Annotated in this window: 14 protein-coding genes and 1 pseudogene; 7 read left to right on the forward strand and 8 right to left on the reverse strand. The window is 67.3% G+C overall.

What is annotated here, in order from left to right; genetic code table 11:
- Positions 1-126 precede the first annotated feature (126 nt).
- Complete coding sequence (locus BSE24067_RS02550) at positions 127-504, forward strand: YXWGXW repeat-containing protein (protein ID WP_151064856.1); 378 nt, start codon at positions 127-129, stop codon at positions 502-504.
- Between the two features lie 445 nt (positions 505-949).
- Here BSE24067_RS02550 and BSE24067_RS02555 read toward each other — a convergent pair whose 3' ends face one another.
- Positions 950-1561, reverse strand: coding sequence for a cysteine hydrolase family protein (locus BSE24067_RS02555; RefSeq protein WP_151064855.1), 612 nt, complete (start codon positions 1559-1561; stop codon positions 950-952).
- 57 nt (positions 1562-1618) lie between these two features.
- Between BSE24067_RS02555 and BSE24067_RS02560 the strand changes: the two genes are divergently transcribed.
- Complete coding sequence (locus BSE24067_RS02560) at positions 1619-2029, forward strand: hypothetical protein (RefSeq protein ID WP_151064854.1); 411 nt, start codon at positions 1619-1621, stop codon at positions 2027-2029.
- Here the strand turns inward: BSE24067_RS02560 and BSE24067_RS02565 are convergent.
- The 3 genes and pseudogenes from BSE24067_RS02565 to BSE24067_RS02575 form a co-directional block, all read right to left on the reverse strand.
- Positions 2011-3528: a purine-cytosine permease family protein gene (locus tag BSE24067_RS02565; protein WP_244130488.1), complete on the reverse strand. Its 1518-nt coding sequence runs from the start codon at positions 3526-3528 to the stop codon at positions 2011-2013. The two genes, BSE24067_RS02560 and BSE24067_RS02565, sit on opposite strands and share 19 nt — an antisense overlap.
- 290 nt (positions 3529-3818) lie before the next feature.
- Positions 3819-4451, reverse strand: a pseudogene (locus BSE24067_RS02570) (TolC family protein); the annotation flags it as partial.
- An 8-nt stretch (positions 4452-4459) separates the two neighbouring features.
- Positions 4460-5221 carry an SDR family NAD(P)-dependent oxidoreductase gene (locus BSE24067_RS02575; protein ID WP_151064852.1) on the reverse strand — a complete coding sequence of 254 codons (762 nt, stop codon included), beginning with the start codon at positions 5219-5221 and terminating at the stop codon, positions 4460-4462.
- A gap of 113 nt (positions 5222-5334) precedes the next feature.
- On the opposite strand from BSE24067_RS02575, the gene BSE24067_RS02580 reads away from it, so the two are divergent.
- A complete protein-coding gene (locus BSE24067_RS02580) occupies positions 5335-6249 on the forward strand; it encodes a LysR family transcriptional regulator (RefSeq protein WP_151064851.1) in 915 nt (304 codons plus the stop codon).
- Positions 6250-6268: 19 nt separating this feature from the next.
- Here the strand turns inward: BSE24067_RS02580 and BSE24067_RS02585 are convergent, their stop codons facing one another.
- On the reverse strand, positions 6269-6922 hold the full coding sequence (locus BSE24067_RS02585) for a TetR/AcrR family transcriptional regulator (protein WP_151064850.1): 654 nt from the start codon (positions 6920-6922) through the stop codon (positions 6269-6271).
- Positions 6923-7070: 148 nt separating this feature from the next.
- Here BSE24067_RS02585 and BSE24067_RS02590 point away from each other — a divergent pair, with 148 nt between their 5' ends.
- Together BSE24067_RS02590 and BSE24067_RS02595 are read left to right on the forward strand one after the other, a co-directional pair.
- Positions 7071-8363, forward strand: coding sequence for an NAD(P)/FAD-dependent oxidoreductase (locus tag BSE24067_RS02590; RefSeq protein WP_151064849.1), 1293 nt, complete (start codon positions 7071-7073; stop codon positions 8361-8363).
- A gap of 44 nt (positions 8364-8407) precedes the next feature.
- On the forward strand, positions 8408-8797 hold the full coding sequence (locus BSE24067_RS02595; RefSeq protein ID WP_151064848.1) for a DUF3331 domain-containing protein: 390 nt from the start codon (positions 8408-8410) through the stop codon (positions 8795-8797).
- Here BSE24067_RS02595 and BSE24067_RS02600 read toward each other — a convergent pair.
- Both BSE24067_RS02600 and ggt read right to left on the reverse strand, forming a co-directional pair.
- On the reverse strand, positions 8794-10122 hold the full coding sequence (locus BSE24067_RS02600; protein WP_151064847.1) for a dicarboxylate/amino acid:cation symporter: 1329 nt from the start codon (positions 10120-10122) through the stop codon (positions 8794-8796). The genes BSE24067_RS02595 and BSE24067_RS02600 overlap by 4 nt on opposite strands.
- 180 nt (positions 10123-10302) lie before the next feature.
- A complete protein-coding gene (ggt, locus tag BSE24067_RS02605; RefSeq protein ID WP_151064846.1) occupies positions 10303-12054 on the reverse strand; it encodes a gamma-glutamyltransferase in 1752 nt (583 codons plus the stop codon).
- 363 nt (positions 12055-12417) lie between these two features.
- On the opposite strand from ggt, the gene BSE24067_RS02610 reads away from it, so the two are divergent.
- Both BSE24067_RS02610 and BSE24067_RS02615 read left to right on the forward strand, forming a co-directional pair.
- Complete coding sequence (locus BSE24067_RS02610) at positions 12418-13296, forward strand: MurR/RpiR family transcriptional regulator (protein ID WP_151064845.1); 879 nt, start codon at positions 12418-12420, stop codon at positions 13294-13296.
- Positions 13297-13526: 230 nt separating this feature from the next.
- Entirely contained in the window at positions 13527-13808 is a 282-nt protein-coding gene (locus tag BSE24067_RS02615) for a hypothetical protein (RefSeq protein WP_151064844.1), read from the forward strand.
- A 7-nt stretch (positions 13809-13815) separates the two neighbouring features.
- On the opposite strand, the gene BSE24067_RS02620 is transcribed toward BSE24067_RS02615, so the two are convergent.
- A partial coding sequence (locus BSE24067_RS02620; protein WP_174904683.1) for an ABC transporter ATP-binding protein occupies positions 13816-14616 on the reverse strand: 801 nt, incomplete at its 5' end.

Consider the following 14616-nt stretch of genomic DNA (forward strand, 5'->3'; position numbering starts at 1 on the left):
GGAAACCGCCATTCGAGCGCCCGCGCGTCGTGACATGCAGTAACAGGCTTAACGACGGCCGTAACCCGTCCGCAGGACCGGCAGGCTAATGTAAGGCAGCTCCGATCACATATAAGAGGATCCGCGATGAATCGACGCTCGATGTTGCGTGCCATCGGACTGACTGCCGCCCTCGTCGGCACCGGCGGCTGGCTACGCACCGCCTCGGCCCAGCCCGTCCCGCCGCCCGGATATCGACCGCCCGGCCCTGACCGTGGGCCAGGCAAGCCACCGTATTCCGATCGTCCGCGCTTCGCGCCGCCGCCCCCGCGCCGCGATCGCCGGCCGCCGCCGCCACGGCCGCACGGGTATGTGTGGGCCGACGGCTACTGGCGCTGGCAGCGCGGCCGCTATATATGGGTGCCCGGCCGATGGCTCGCGCGGCGCCCGGGGCATCGGTGGGTGCCCGGCTACTGGCGCCGCCAGGGACAGGTGTGGGTCTACGTCGATGGCGCGTGGCGATAAATAGACAATCAGGCGGGAAGACGCACGCGCCGGTCCGATGGCCGGCGCGGATACGCAAGGCGGGCCAGCCGCCTCGTTCGATCGCACATTGGCGAGCGCCGTGCGCGACCCGGCCAATATCGAGTCCACGAACCTTCAGCAGCCCGCTGCGGGACATCGCTCCGCTTCCCCCGACGCCATTGCCTCCGCCGTCCTGCTTGCCGCTGCGACAGCCGCGTGAGCCGCCAGCGCGGCCAGGGGCGACCCGGCCGCCACCGCAGGTCGTCGAGCACCGGGACGTGATCCAGCCGATACCTGAAAAAACCACGAACGCGACACGATGTCCTGATCGCGCACGCACCTGCGATCGAAACGTGCTTCCGCGGCAAAAGGTGTACGCCCCGCCCGGCCGCGCCGATTGAGCATGTCGCGCACGCGCGCCACGCTCGGGCGTCGGCCGCGCGCGTCAGGCGACGTCGAGCGCGAGTACCTGCTCGGTCGTCAGCACGTCGCCGAAGGTGTCCGACAGTGCGGCCAGCGTCGCGCGATGAAGCTCGCGGTGCGGCACCGTGCTGCCGTCCGCGACGTCGAGGTCGCGCGTCGCGCACGCGTCGTCGACGACGATCACCGCGTAGCCGAGCGGCACCGCATCGCGTGCCGCGCCTGCGACGCAAGCATGCGTCATCAGCCCGGTGACGATCAGCGTGTCGATACCGGCCGCCTTCAGACGCGCGTCGAGGTCGGTCGTCGGAAACACGCTCACCGACGTCTTCTTCACGACCGCATGATGCGGCGCCGGCTGCAGGTCCGGATGAAAGCGGAAACCGTCGCTGCTATCGGCGAAGAGCGGGCCGTCAGTCGCGCCGACGTGCTGGACGTGGAACACGGGAATGCCCGCACGATCGGCGAACGCGATCACGCGCTGCGCGTTGGCGAGCGCACGCGGCCCTTCCGGAATCGGCAGGCGGCCGCTGAAATATTCGTTCTGGAAATCGATCGCCAGCAGCGCGGTGCGGGCGGCGTCGATCGACGTCAGCGCGCTCGCGCCGGCCAGGGTGCGGATGGTCGGATGTTGCATGGGTCGCTCTCTACTCCAGGTTGATACGTCGAATGGAACGGCGGTGCGGCAACGCCGGTGCCGCCGTACGCGGCCGCGCGGCAGATTGCCGTCCGGGAACCGGCCTGCCGCGACCGCGAGGCGCCAGTGTCGGGCCGCGCGCCGTCGCGCGACAGCCGCCCGCAGGACAACGTCCGACAGAATCGGGCCAACCTGCTCGCTGTGCGCGTGCGGCAGTGCGGCCGCAGGCGCTTCGTGCCACGCCTGCGGTCGTCGTACACCATCATCACGAACCCGGGCGGAAACCTCGCCACCCATCCACAAGCCCCCTTTTGCGCATTTCTCCGCCGGTTGCATCGTGAGACCGCGGCCACGCTCACATGCCCGCAAGCCGTCGCGCATCCGGAAACGACGATGCCGCCGGCGGCTCTCCCGCACGGCGGCATCGCGGATTCCACTGCATTCGCTGCTCAGTACCCCTTCGGCTGAATCGCCGGCGCACCGACCGCGCGCGCCGTCTGCTTGCCGCCGCGCACGAGAAAGCGTCCGCGCGGGCCATACACGCCTTCTGCTTCCGGATAGGCGGTCAGCAGCACGAAATACAGCGCACCGCCGACCACCAGCGACACCGGCACGCTGAGATCGAGCCCGCCGGCAAGATGGCCGAGCGGCCCGACGAACTGGCCGGGCAGGTTCACGAACGACAGCCCGATGAACGCCGCCGGCAGCCATGCCCCCATCGCGCGCAGGTTCCAGCCGTGCGTGAACCAGTAGTGGCCGCCGCGCAACCCGCGGTTGAACACCTGCAGGTCGTCCGCGAGGTAGAAGCCGCGGCGCGTCACGTAGCCGATCACCATGATCGCCATCCATGGGCAGCTGAACGTGTCGATCAGCGTCGAGAACGTCGCGACGCTTTCGACGAGGTTGAACCAGAAGCGGCCGATGAAGATGAACGCGATCGCGATCGTACCGATCAGCAGCGTCGCGCGCACGCGGTTCAGGGCGCGCGGGAACATGCTCGACACGTCGAGGCCGGTGCCGTACAGCGCGGTCGTGCCGGTCGACATCCCGCCGATGATCGCGATCACGCACATCGGCAGCAGGAACCAGCGTGGCGACACCGCAAGCAACCCGCCGACGTAATCGTTCGACGCAATGAACGCGGGCGCCTTCGACGCGATGATCGTCGCGGTCGCGAGGCCGAAGAAGAACGGCACGAACGTCGCGAGCTGCGCAGCGAACACGGCGCCCATCACGCGACGCTTCGGCGTGTGCTGCGGGATGTAGCGCGCCCAGTCGCCAAGTGTCGACGCGAACGACACGGGGTTGCTCAACGCGACCAGCACCGCGCCGACGAACGCGGCCCAGAAACCCGCACTGCCCTGGTTCACCGTACCCGCGTATCCCATGTCGAACATCCCGGCGAACGCGAACAGGCCCGCGACGAACAGCAGGCTCGCCGCCCACACGGCGATCTTGTTGACCCACAGCATGAACCGGAAGCCGTAGATGCAGACGATCAGCACGAGCACCGCGAACACCATGTACGCAGCGCCGAGCGTGAAACCGTTGACCGGCACGCCGACCATGTCGTGCGCGCCGCCGACGAGCGCATCGCCGGAGCTCCACACCGCGAGCGAAAAGAATGCGATCGACGTGAGCAGTGCGAGGAACGAGCCGACGATCCGGCCGTGAATGCCGAAATGCGCGCCGGACGACACGGGGTCGCTCGTCCCGTTGCGCGGGCCGAACAGGCTCATCGGCGCGAGGATGCAGGTGCCGGCGAGCACGCCGAGCACGATCGCGGCGACGCCCGCCTTGAACGACAGCCCGACCAGCACCGGAAAGCTGCCGAGTACCGACGTGGAAAACGTATTGCATCCGCCGAACAGCAGCCGGAACAGATCGATCGGACGCGCATAGCGCGATGCATCGGGAATGCGCTCGAAACCGAACGATTCGACTTGCGTGATTCTGCCTTCACTCATTTGTCTCCAGCTCCTCTGGTGCATCGGTACGGCCCGCGACTGCGGCCGTACGGCACATCGTCATTGATTCGCGGCCACTCTAAACCGGATCGGGCGGCGCAAATATCACGCATTCGAGACGTTTACGACGAAGGAGAGCAATGTTTGCAGGCGGGGAATCGGCGGAGGCGAGCGGCGCGAGCGATGCAACGGCGACGAGAGCCGGCAACGGGTGCGCGAGCGCCGTCCACGCGACAGCGAGTCCGCCGCACGGCGGACGCACCCCGCGCCCGCCACGCAGCGCCCGAGCACTACAGTCCCGATTGCGCAACCGGAGCCGGCGCTTGTTGCGCCGTTCCCGGCGGCCAGCCGCCGGCGAGCGCCTTGTACAGCGCGACCGTCGACGCCGCGCTGCGTATCCGCGCGTCGGCCGCCGCATCCTGCGCCTGCAGCAGCGTCCGCTGCGCATCGAGCACTTCGTAGTAGTCGATCGCACCGGCCGAGAAACGTGTCTGCGCAAGTTGCGCCGCGCGTGCGCTGTCGTCCGCGGCGCGCGCCAGATGTGCGGTCTCGTCGCGGGTCCGTGCGACGCGCAGCAGCGCGTTCTCGGTTTCCTCGAGCGCGCCGAGCACCGTCTGCCGGTACTGCGCGAGCTGGCCGGCCGCTTCCGCGTCGCGCGCGGCGATCCGCGCGCGTACGCGGCCGACGTCGAGAAACGACCGGTCGATGCCGAGCGCGATCAGATTCGTGTCGCTGCCCGCGCGGAAGAAGCCGTAGCTGTTCGTCGCGCTGCCGAGCAGTCCCGACAGCGTGAAGCGCGGAAACAGGTCGGCCGTCGCGACGCCGATCCGCGCGGTCGCCGCGTGCAGGCGCGCTTCCGCCGCCGCGATATCCGAGCGCCTGCGCAGCAGGTCGCCCGGCGTGCCCGGATCGATGTCCGCCGCGCGCGCGTTCACCCGACCCGCCAGCCGCCGTTTACCGCGACGACCGCGCCGGTGACGAACCCGGCACGCGGCCCGGCGAGCCATGCAACGGCGTCGGCAATGTCGTCCGGATGACCGGCGCGGCCGACCGGCGTCTGCTCGCGGATCGTCGCCGCGATGGCCGGTGCGACGCCTGACTCGCCGAAGAAGCGCGTGTCCGCAATGTAGCCGGGGGCAACCGCATTGACCGTGACGCCGCGCGGCCCCAGCTCGCGCGCGAGCGCGACGGTGAACCCTTCGACGGCCGCCTTCGCCGCCGCATACGCGAGGCCGCCGGGCAGCAGACTACCGGCGCGCGCAGCAATCGACCCGATGTTGACGATCCGCGCGGCACGCCCGGCCAGGTGCGGCAACACGGCCAGCGTCGTGACGAGCGCGCTTTTCAGATTCGCGGCGAACACGGCATCCCATTCCGATTCGGCGTCGCCGGCGTCGGTGTCCGCGGCGACGCGGCGTGTCGAACCGGCGTTGTTGATCAGCACGTCGATGCGCGGCCATCGTGCGACGATCGCGGCAATGGCCGCCGTCGCGTCGCTGCGCACGCTCAGGTCCGCCGCCTGCCCGATCGCTGCATCGCCTAAGCTCGCGACCGCCGCGTCCAGCCTTTCGCGGTCGCGCCCAACGATCGCCACGCGATAGCCTTCTTCCACCAGCCGGCTCGCGATCGCGAAGCCGATTCCGCTCGATCCGCCCGTGACGATCGCCGTGCGTTGCCGTTCGCCGTCTGTCATGACCTGTCCTCCTTTCCCGATGTTGACGGTTGGTGACATTGGCAGTCTGGACAACGCGCAGCGATAGGTAAAATACGAATTGGATGACGCTCTGATATGCAAAAGGTATCGCAATGATCGACCTGCGCCAGTTCCGGCAATTCATCGCCGTCGCGGAAACGCTGAGCTTCCGGCGCGCCGCCGAGCGCCTGCACATGGCGCAGCCGCCGCTCAGCGCGGCCATCCGCAAGCTCGAGGAAGAACTGGGCGTCGCGCTGTTCGAGCGCAACAACCGTGGCTCGACGCTCACGCCGGCCGGCGAGGCGTTCCTGCTCGAAGCGCGGCGCGCGATCGAGCAGGCCGAGCGCGCGGCGACCGTCGCGCGACGCGTGGGCGCCGGGCTGGGCGGCTCGCTACGGCTGCGGTTCGTCGACAGCACGGTCAACGCGCTGCTGCCGCTGATCCTCCGGGCGTTCCAGGAACGGTATCCGGACGTCGATTTCCAGCTGGAGGAAGGCACGACCGCCGAGCAGATCGTCGCGCTGCGGCAGGACCGCACGGACGTCGGCCTCGTCGTGCTGCCGGTGGCCGATGCCGGCGACGTGCACGTCGAACCGCTGCTGCGCGACCGGATGGTCGCCGCGTTGCCCGACGGTCACCGGCTCGCGCGGCGTCGGCGCATCGCGCTGGCGGACCTGGCGGACGATCCGTGGGTATTGTTCGCCGCACATCACGGGCCGGGCATGTATGCGCAGATCGTCACGGCGTGCGCGCAGGCCGGATTCGCGCCGCGCGTCGTCCAGCAGCCGCGCCAGATGCAGACGACGGCCGGGCTCGTTGCGGGCGGCATCGGCGTCGCGCTGATGCCGCGGCTGTTCGTGCCGATGCAGCCGCAAGGCATCACGTTCCGCGAGCTAACGGGCGCGGGCAGCCCGCTCGCGTACGACCTGGCGATCGCATACCGGACGCCGTCGCCGCTCGTCGATGCATTGCGCGAGACGGCGCGCCGCGCGGTCGACGCGCTGGGGCTCGTGCCGGCGACGCGATAGCAGGCGCCTCGCGCGCCGCTCACACATGCAGGATGCTGAGCGCGACGTCGAGCACGGCCTGCCGGAACGCATCCGGCCGTTTCGGCAGCGACGTGTATTCCAGCATCAGATGGCTGTATGACACCGTCGTGCCGACCGCGCTCGCGATCATGAAGAACAGCACGTTCGGGTCGACGGCGCGGATTTCGCCGGCCTCGACGGCGTCCGCGAGCAGCGGAAACATCGCGTCGTGATACGGGCGCACGATCCGCTGCTGCAGGCAGTCGAGCCGCGCGCCCTCTTCGGTCGCCGCGGTCGAGAAGAACATGCCGATGTCCGGCTCCCTGAATTCATGATCGACGCACAGCTCGATCGCGCGCCGCACACGCTCGCGATGCGGCAATGACGACGTGCGCAGCGCGCGCAACGCGTCGAACATCGGCTCGGCCAGATCGGCGATCTGCCCGACGACGGCCAGCCACAACGTTTCCTTCGTGCCGAAATGATGGGCGATCAGCGCCGCGTCGATGCCCAGCTCGCGCGCGACCTCGCGCACGCTCGTCGCATCGTAGCCGCGCTTCGCGAACGTGCGGCGCGCGGCCCGCAATATCACGTCCGGACCGACGGACGCTTCCGCCAGCGGCCGCCCGCGCGTACGCCGCTTCGACGGCGCGCGCTCAGTGACTTCAGCCACGTTTTCCTGCTCCCTTTGAGTGATTCCAATGCCCCTGCGCGGGCTCCGGTTCCGCAGCGCCGAAACCGGACCGTCTGCCCCGCTCCATTGACACGCGAAACCGACAGGCGCTAGGATCATACATTATTCATCACGTGATGATTTATTCATGACAACCCCTACTCGCATCGTGATCGTCGGCGGCGGCATCGCCGGATTGCAGCTTGCGACCCGCCTCGGCGAGCGCCTCGGCCGCAGCGGGCGCGCACACGTCACCGTCGTCGACCGCAGCCCGACCCACGTATGGAAGCCGATGCTGCACACGATCGCGGCCGGCACGCGTGACGTGCAGCAACAGCAGGTGATCTTCCTGGCCCATGCGCGCGATCACGGCTACACGTATCAGCCCGGCGAGTTGAAGGGGCTCGATCGCGCACGCCGCCGCGTACAGCTCGGCGAGATTCGTTCGCAGGACGGAGAACTGGTGCTCGACGCACGCGAACTCGAATACGACGTGCTGATCCTCGCGCTCGGCAGCCAGGCGAACGATTTCGGCGTGCCGGGCGTGCGCGAGCATTGCTACTTCATCGACAGCCAGCAACAGGCCGAAACCTTCAATGAAGCGCTGCGGATGCGCGTGTTTCGCAGCATCGCGCGCGACGAGCCGTTTCGCGTCGCGATCGTCGGCGCGGGTGCGACGGGCGTGGAACTGGCGGCGGAACTGAGCCGGCTGCTGGAAATCGCGCAGGCGTACGGCGATGAAACCGTGCGAGAACGGCTGCAACTCACGTTGCTCGAAAGCGGCCCGCGCATCCTCGCCGCGTTTCCACCGAAGATTTCCGCGTCGGCGCAGCGCAGGCTCGAACAGATCGGCTTCCGCGTGCTGACGTCGACGCGCGTGACGGGCGCCGATGCGAACGGTTTCCACTATGGCGACGGCTCGTTTGCCGAAGCGGATCTGATGGTGTGGGCCGCCGGCGTGAAGGCGCCCGACTTCATGCAGGCGCTGGGCGGGCTCGACACGAATCGCGCGAACCAGATCCTGGTCGGGCCCACGTTGCAGGCGGCCGCCGACGAGCGCGTGTTCGCGATCGGCGATTGCGCGAGCCTGCAGCCCGACGGCCACGAACGGCCGCTGCCGCCCACCGCCCAGGTCGCGACGCAGCAGGCCGAGCATCTCGCGAAGCACCTGCCCGCGTGGCTCGACGGCAAGCCGCTGCCGCCGTTCGCGTTCCACGACTTCGGCGCGCTCGTGTCGATCAGCGACTACGACGCTTTCGGCACGCTCGGGCAATTCGGGTTCTTCCGCGGCGGCTTCATCCAGGGGCGCTTCGCGCAACTCAGCCACCTGATGCTGTACCGGCGCCACCAGCAGGCGCTGCATGGATTTTCCAAGGCGACATTGCTGTGGATCGCCGAACGGATCAACGGCTGCGTGCAGCCGCGCATCCGCCTGTCGTGATGCCGCGTGTCGCGGCATCGCGTAACGTTTCGAGGAAAGCAGAGATGAGCAACAGCGCAGTAGCCTGGCTCAGGACCGTCGCCGCGATCGGCAGCTTCGACATGCCGTCCGTTGCATGGACGGCCCCGCGACGACGCAGCATCACGCGCGACCGCCTGCCGTCGTGGGACGCGACGAGCCGACCGACGATCAGCGTGCTCGAGCGGCCGACCGCCGACACCGTGATGATTTCGTGGTGCGACGCGTGCACCGGCCACTACGGCTATCAGAAGTGGCGATTGTTCACGACGCGCAAGCGCGGCGTCTGCGCGCTGTCGGGGCAGCCGATCGCGCCCGGCGACAGCGTCTATGCGCCGCAACTGCTCGGCTCGGCGCCGGGCAACGCTGCCGCGATGGTGCTCGCGGCGTGCATCGACGACGACGCTGCGGCTTAAACGGACGTCGCGCGGCCGGCGCCGTACGCCGGATCGCTGCTCTGGCGCTCCAGTTCCGCGTCGAGATGCGCGGCGTGCGCTCGCGCCTCGGACTCCGACATCAGCTCGCCTTCCCACTTCGCGACGACCGCGCTCGCAATCGAATTGCCGACCGCGTTCGTGGCCGAGCGGCCCATGTCGAGGAACGTGTCGACGCCGAGAATCAGCAGCAGCCCGGCCTCCGGAATGTTGAACTGGTGCAGCGTCGCCGCGATCACGACGAGCGATGCGCGCGGCACGCCGGCCATCCCCTTCGACGTCAGCATCAGCACCAGCAGCATCGTGATCTGCGTGCCGAGCGACAGGTGGATGTTGTACGCCTGCGCGATGAACAGCGACGCGAACGTGCAGTACATCATCGAGCCGTCCAGGTTGAACGAATAGCCCATCGGCATCACGAAGCTCGAGATCTTGCGCTTCACGCCGAACCGGTCGAGCGCGTCGAGGATCTTCGGGTACGCGGCTTCGGAGCTGGCCGTCGCGAACGACAGCATGAACGCTTCCTTGATCAGCGCCAGCAGCTTGAACACGCGACGGCCGAGGAACAGCAGGCCGGCCACCACGAGCGTGGTCCACAGCAGGAACAGGCTCACGTAGAAATCGCCCATGAACACCGCGAACTTCAGCAGGATCGACAGCCCGTTGATCGCGACGGTCGACGCCATCGCCGCGAGCACCGCGAGCGGCGCGAGCTTCATCACGTAGCCGGTGATCTTCAGCATCACGTGTGCGAGTTGATCGATCGCGGCGACGAGGATCTTGCCGCGCTCGCCGAGCGCCGCGAGCGCGACGCCGAAGAACATCGAGAACACGACGATCTGCAGGATCTCGTTGTTCGCCATCGCCTCGGCGATCGACTTCGGCACCATGTGACTGACGAAATCCTTCAGCGTGAACTTCGACGTCGCGAGATTCGCCGATGCGCCGATGTCCGGCAGCGGCAGGCCGAGGTTCTCGCCGGGGTGCAGCAGGTTCGCCATCAGCAGCCCGAGCAGCAGCGACACCAGCGACGCGGTGACGAACCAGCCGAACGCCTTCACGAACACGCGCCCGACCGACGATGCGTCGCCCATGTGCGCGATGCCGACCACCAGCGTCGAGAACACGAGCGGCCCGATCACCATCTTGATCAGCCGCAGGAACACGTCGGACACGAGGGAGATGTAGCCGGCGATCTCGGTTGCCGACTGCTTGTCCGGAAACTGCGTGTAGATCATGTAGCCGATGAAGATGCCGGCCGCCATCGCCAGCAGGATCCAGACTGCCGCAGACATTCGTTTGTTCATAACGGAGCTCGACGCACGGTACGGGAGTGGGAGAACAAGGCGCGCGCCGGTGCCGTGCCACGATGCGCGCCGCGGACAGGTCCGACCCGGCATGCCGGGCGCCTGCCACGCTCGATACCGAGGAAGTCCGCGACCGGACGTGCTGTTCGCCGTGCCGGTGTTCGCGTGACCGCGATCAGGTCAGTACCCGATCGCCGAACCGGCCGGACGGCGCGGATCGTTGACGCCGTAGATGTAGCCGGCCCGCACGTTGCCTGACACCGACGAATCGTTGCCGGAACTCTGACGGCTCGCCGCTTCCGTGCCGGGCAGGCCGACCAGGATCAGTTCCGCGGCGCCCCACGGCGTCTGCTCGACCATCTTGTAGCCCATGTTGCGCAGGATCGCGAGCGTGTCCGGCGACAGGCCGCGGGTCTCGTAATAGACCTCGTCCGGCAGCCATTGATGATGGACGCGCGGTGCACCGACCGCATCCTGCGGCGTCATCCCGTAGTCGATCACGTTCAGCACGGTCTGCAGCGTGATCGTGATGATCCGCGAGCCGCCCGGCGAGCCGACCACCATGAACACCTTGCCGTCCTTCTTCACGATCGTCGGCGCCATCGACGACAGCGGACGCTTGCCCGGCGCGATCGAGTTGCGCGTGCCTTGCACGAGGCCGAACAGGTTCTGCGCGCCGACCTTCACGGTGAAGTCGTCCATCTCGTCGTTCAGGAAGAAGCCCGTGCCCGGCGCGATCACCACGGCGCCGAAGCGGCCGTTGACCGTGTAGGTCGTCGACACCGCGTTGCCGTCGCGGTCGATCACCGAATAGTGCGTCGTCTCCGGCTTCTCGTGCACGCCAACGCCCGGCTGCACGTCGACCGATGCCGTCGCCATGTCGCCGCTGATCTGCTTGCGGATCTCCGCCGCATATTGCTTGCTCGTCAGCTTCGCGACCGGATTGTCGATGAAGTCCGGGTCGCCGAGCAGCGTGTTGCGGTCTTCGTACGCATGACGCATCGCCTCCGTCATGAAATGGACCACCGACGCGGACTGGTAGCCGATCTTGCGCAGGTCATAGCCTTCGAGCACGTTCAGCGTCTCGCACATCGTCACGCCGCCCGAACTCGGCGGCGGTGCCGACACGAACTCGTAGCCGCGATACGTGCAGGTCAGCGGTGCGACGTCCTGCGCGCGATACGACGCGAAGTCCGCTGCCGTGATCACTCCGCCGCCGCGCTTCGACGCCGCTTCGACGATCTTCGGGATCTCGCCGTGATAGAACGCGTCCGGGCCCTGCTCCGCGATACGCTCGAGCGTGCGCGCCAGATCCTTCTGCACCAGGCGATCGCCCGGCTGCAGCGGCGTGCCGTCCGGACGCAGGAAGATGCGCGCGGCCTCCGGATCTTTCCTGAAACGCTCGATCGTCGTGTCGAGGATGTCCGTATCGCCGCGCGTGAGCACGAAGCCGTCGCGCGCGAGCCGGATCGCCGGTTCCATCACCTGCCTGCGCGTCAGCTTGCCGTACTTGCGCTGCGCGAGGTCGAGGCCCGCGACCGTGCCCGGCACGCCGACCGCGCGATAGCCGTACAGGCTGTCGCCCGGAATCACGTCGCCCTTCGCATCGAGATACATGTTCGCCGATGCTGCCGCCGGCGCCGTCTCGCGGAAGTTGATGAAGCGATCGCGGCCGTCGGCCAGATGCAGCGTCATGAAGCCGCCGCCGCCGATGTTGCCGCAGCACGGATTGGTCACCGCCTGCGCGTAGCCGACCGCCACGGCGGCGTCCACCGCGTTGCCGCCCGCCTTCAGGATGCCGACGCCGATCTGCGACGCGAAATGCTGCGACGACACGACCATGCCGTTCTTCGCTTCCACCGCGGGTTCCGAAGCGGCGAGCGCGCATGCGCTGATGGCCGACAACAAGGTGAGCACGACGAGCCGTCTCATGACGGAATCCTCCACACGATTGACCGGCCAAGCCGGGATGCGCGACCGGCCCGGGGGCTGCCTGGCGCGGGTGATCCGGATGTAATGAACGATACATTCCGGCGAGGCCGCGATCATAGCATCGGCTTTTTTCTGTCAAAACCTAGGGTTATTACGTAATTTTCGCGCGAAGCACGGTGCTTGCCTGGGTCGGAGAATGTTCGTTTTATTACACATATGAACGACCGGGACGCGACGCGATGCGTCCCTCTAATCTGCGATCGCGTGCGTATCGGGCGGGGCCGATGGGCTAACATGCGTGGAGTCGCCGGCAGACGCACGTCTGCCGTTTGTCGTTCAGCCAAGAGAAAGTCGGGGTGCCCGATGGGGACAAGCATCAGGGCGTTGCTGCTATCGCAGATGGATAGCTTCACGCCATCGGAACAGAAGGTCGCGCATGCGCTGCTGGATCGCTATCCGAGCCTCGGGCTCGGGCCGATCGCGAGCTTCGCGAAGCAGGCCGAAGTGAGCGACCCGACCGTGTTTCGCTTCGTCGTGCGGATCGGCTTTCCGAACTACTCGTCGTTCCAGCAGGCGCTGTACGACGAGATCGACACCGCGATGAATTCGCCGCTCGCGCGGATGGACGCGTTCCACTCGGAATCCGGCATGCGCGACAGCCATGCGGCGATCTTTCAGCGGCTCTCGCAAGCGCTCGCGACGACGATCGACGGGCTCGACGCCGCGGCGTTCGACGATGCGGTGGCGTTGCTGGCCGATCCGGATATCCGCGTGTTGTGCGGCGGCGGCCGCTATACGGCGCCGCTCGCGTCGCTGTTTTCGTTCACGCTCGCGTATGCGCGCCCGCACGTGCAGTACGTCGAGCCGAACGTGAATCTCGCATCGGTGTCGCTGGCCGATATGGGTGCGGGCGACGTGCTCGTCATTTTCGATTTTCGCCGCTATCAGAAGGACAGCCTCCGGTTCGCGCAGGCCGCGCACCAGCTCGGCGCGCGCGTGCTGCTGATCACCGACGAATGGCGCTCGCCGATCAGCGCGTTCGCGGAGATCGTGCTGCGGATCCAGGGGCGGCCGTTCGCGATGCTGCAGACGAACGTGCCCGCGCTCGCGCTGGCGGAAGCGCTCGTGATCGGCGTGACGAACCGGTTGCCCGAGCTGGCGCGGCAGAGGATGGAGAAGATCGAAGGGTTGAGTACAGGTGGCAGCGAGCGGGAGGCGAATCAGTGGGATTTGCCGGAGTGAGGGTTGGGTCCGTGTTCGGGCGTTGCGAATTTTGCCGGCACGCCAGCGCTCGACGCCACCGACCGTCTTCCCATCCTGCTCCTGGTTCGCCTCTTCCGTGACCGTAATGTTGCACGATTGATGACGCTCTTCGCGGTCGCTCTGCTGCTGCCGCTCGCGTTCAAGTGGAGCGGCTGGCCGCCACCGGCATGCTAGTCCGACCGCAGTGCTCGTCCGCGCTCGTTGAGTTCATGCAGCAGATCTCGACCTTCAACGATCCAGAACTTCTCGGCCACCGGGAAGACTTCCTCGGGCAAAGTATTTGCGAAGTCGACAAACTCCCCAGTCCATCCATCAGGAACATAGCGCTCCAACCGTGGACCGTCATGGAAAAAACCGAGCAATCTCTTTCCATCAAAATCAATGGCATGCGCCTGAGCGGATCCGCTCAGGCGCATCGCACGAAGCAACCGTTCGTGACACCGATGTCCGGCGCCAGTTCAGATCAAAGCCGGGCTGCCCTCTCGCATTGACGGGAGCTCAACTCTCGACATCCTCGAGACTGAACACTTCCGTCTTGTCGTTATACGAGAACACTTCGCCGTACCGCCCCCAGTCGATCACCGCGTCGAGCGTTTCCTCGGCCGCGCCGTCCGACAGGAAATCCTCCAGCTCCTGCTCGAACCGCACGCGCGGCGCGCGATGGCCCGGACGTTCGTTCAGCACCTTCTTGATCCGCGCGGCGAGCGGCACGTGCTTCAGCAGGTGGTCCGCGAACATCAGCTTGCGTTCCTGCGTGCCGAATTCGGCGAACACGCGGCCCGGCGGCGTCAGGAACACGTCGCCTTCGCGCACGTCCGCAAAGCCGAGATACTGCAGCACTTCCGCGATCGGGAACAGGTCGTCCACTTCCAGATGCAGCGTGCGTGCGATTTCCGGCATGTCCGCGCGGCCATGGTACGGCGCCATCGCAAGCGTCTCGATCAGGCCGGCCATCAGGTTGGTCGACACCTGCGGCAGCCAGCTGCCGAGCTCCAGCCCCTTCTTCGTCGTCTCGCCGATCTGGCGCGCGGTCATCTTCGCGTAGATGTCGTCCACCAGCTTGCGGAACGCCGGATCGAGACGATTGCGCGGATGCTTGAACGGCACCTTGATCTCGGCGATCACGCGGCCCGGGTTCGACGACAGCACCAGAATCCGGTCGCACATGAACACCGCTTCCTCGATGTTGTGCGTGACGATCAGCACCGACTTGATCGGCATCCGGCCTTGCGTCCACAGGTCCAGCAGGTCGGTACGCAGCGTTTCGGCCGTCAGCACGTCGAGCGCGGAGAACGGCTC

This window comes from Burkholderia latens (genome assembly GCF_902499045.1).
In the GTDB taxonomy this organism is placed as follows: Bacteria; Pseudomonadota; Gammaproteobacteria; order Burkholderiales; family Burkholderiaceae; genus Burkholderia; species Burkholderia latens.

Coding starts and splice junctions, on each gene's coding strand:
- BSE24067_RS02550 (WP_151064856.1), top strand. CDS start 127: ATGAATCGACGCTCGATGTTGCGTGCCATCGGACTGACTGCCGCCCTC.
- BSE24067_RS02555 (WP_151064855.1), bottom strand. CDS start 1,561: ATGCAACATCCGACCATCCGCACCCTGGCCGGCGCGAGCGCGCTGACG.
- BSE24067_RS02565 (WP_244130488.1), bottom strand. CDS start 3,528: ATGAGTGAAGGCAGAATCACGCAAGTCGAATCGTTCGGTTTCGAGCGC.
- BSE24067_RS02575 (WP_151064852.1), bottom strand. CDS start 5,221: ATGACAGACGGCGAACGGCAACGCACGGCGATCGTCACGGGCGGATCG.
- BSE24067_RS02580 (WP_151064851.1), top strand. CDS start 5,335: ATGATCGACCTGCGCCAGTTCCGGCAATTCATCGCCGTCGCGGAAACG.
- BSE24067_RS02590 (WP_151064849.1), top strand. CDS start 7,071: ATGACAACCCCTACTCGCATCGTGATCGTCGGCGGCGGCATCGCCGGA.
- BSE24067_RS02595 (WP_151064848.1), top strand. CDS start 8,408: ATGAGCAACAGCGCAGTAGCCTGGCTCAGGACCGTCGCCGCGATCGGC.
- BSE24067_RS02600 (WP_151064847.1), bottom strand. CDS start 10,122: ATGAACAAACGAATGTCTGCGGCAGTCTGGATCCTGCTGGCGATGGCG.
- ggt (WP_151064846.1), bottom strand. CDS start 12,054: ATGAGACGGCTCGTCGTGCTCACCTTGTTGTCGGCCATCAGCGCATGC.
- BSE24067_RS02610 (WP_151064845.1), top strand. CDS start 12,418: ATGGGGACAAGCATCAGGGCGTTGCTGCTATCGCAGATGGATAGCTTC.
- BSE24067_RS02615 (WP_151064844.1), top strand. CDS start 13,527: ATGCAGCAGATCTCGACCTTCAACGATCCAGAACTTCTCGGCCACCGG.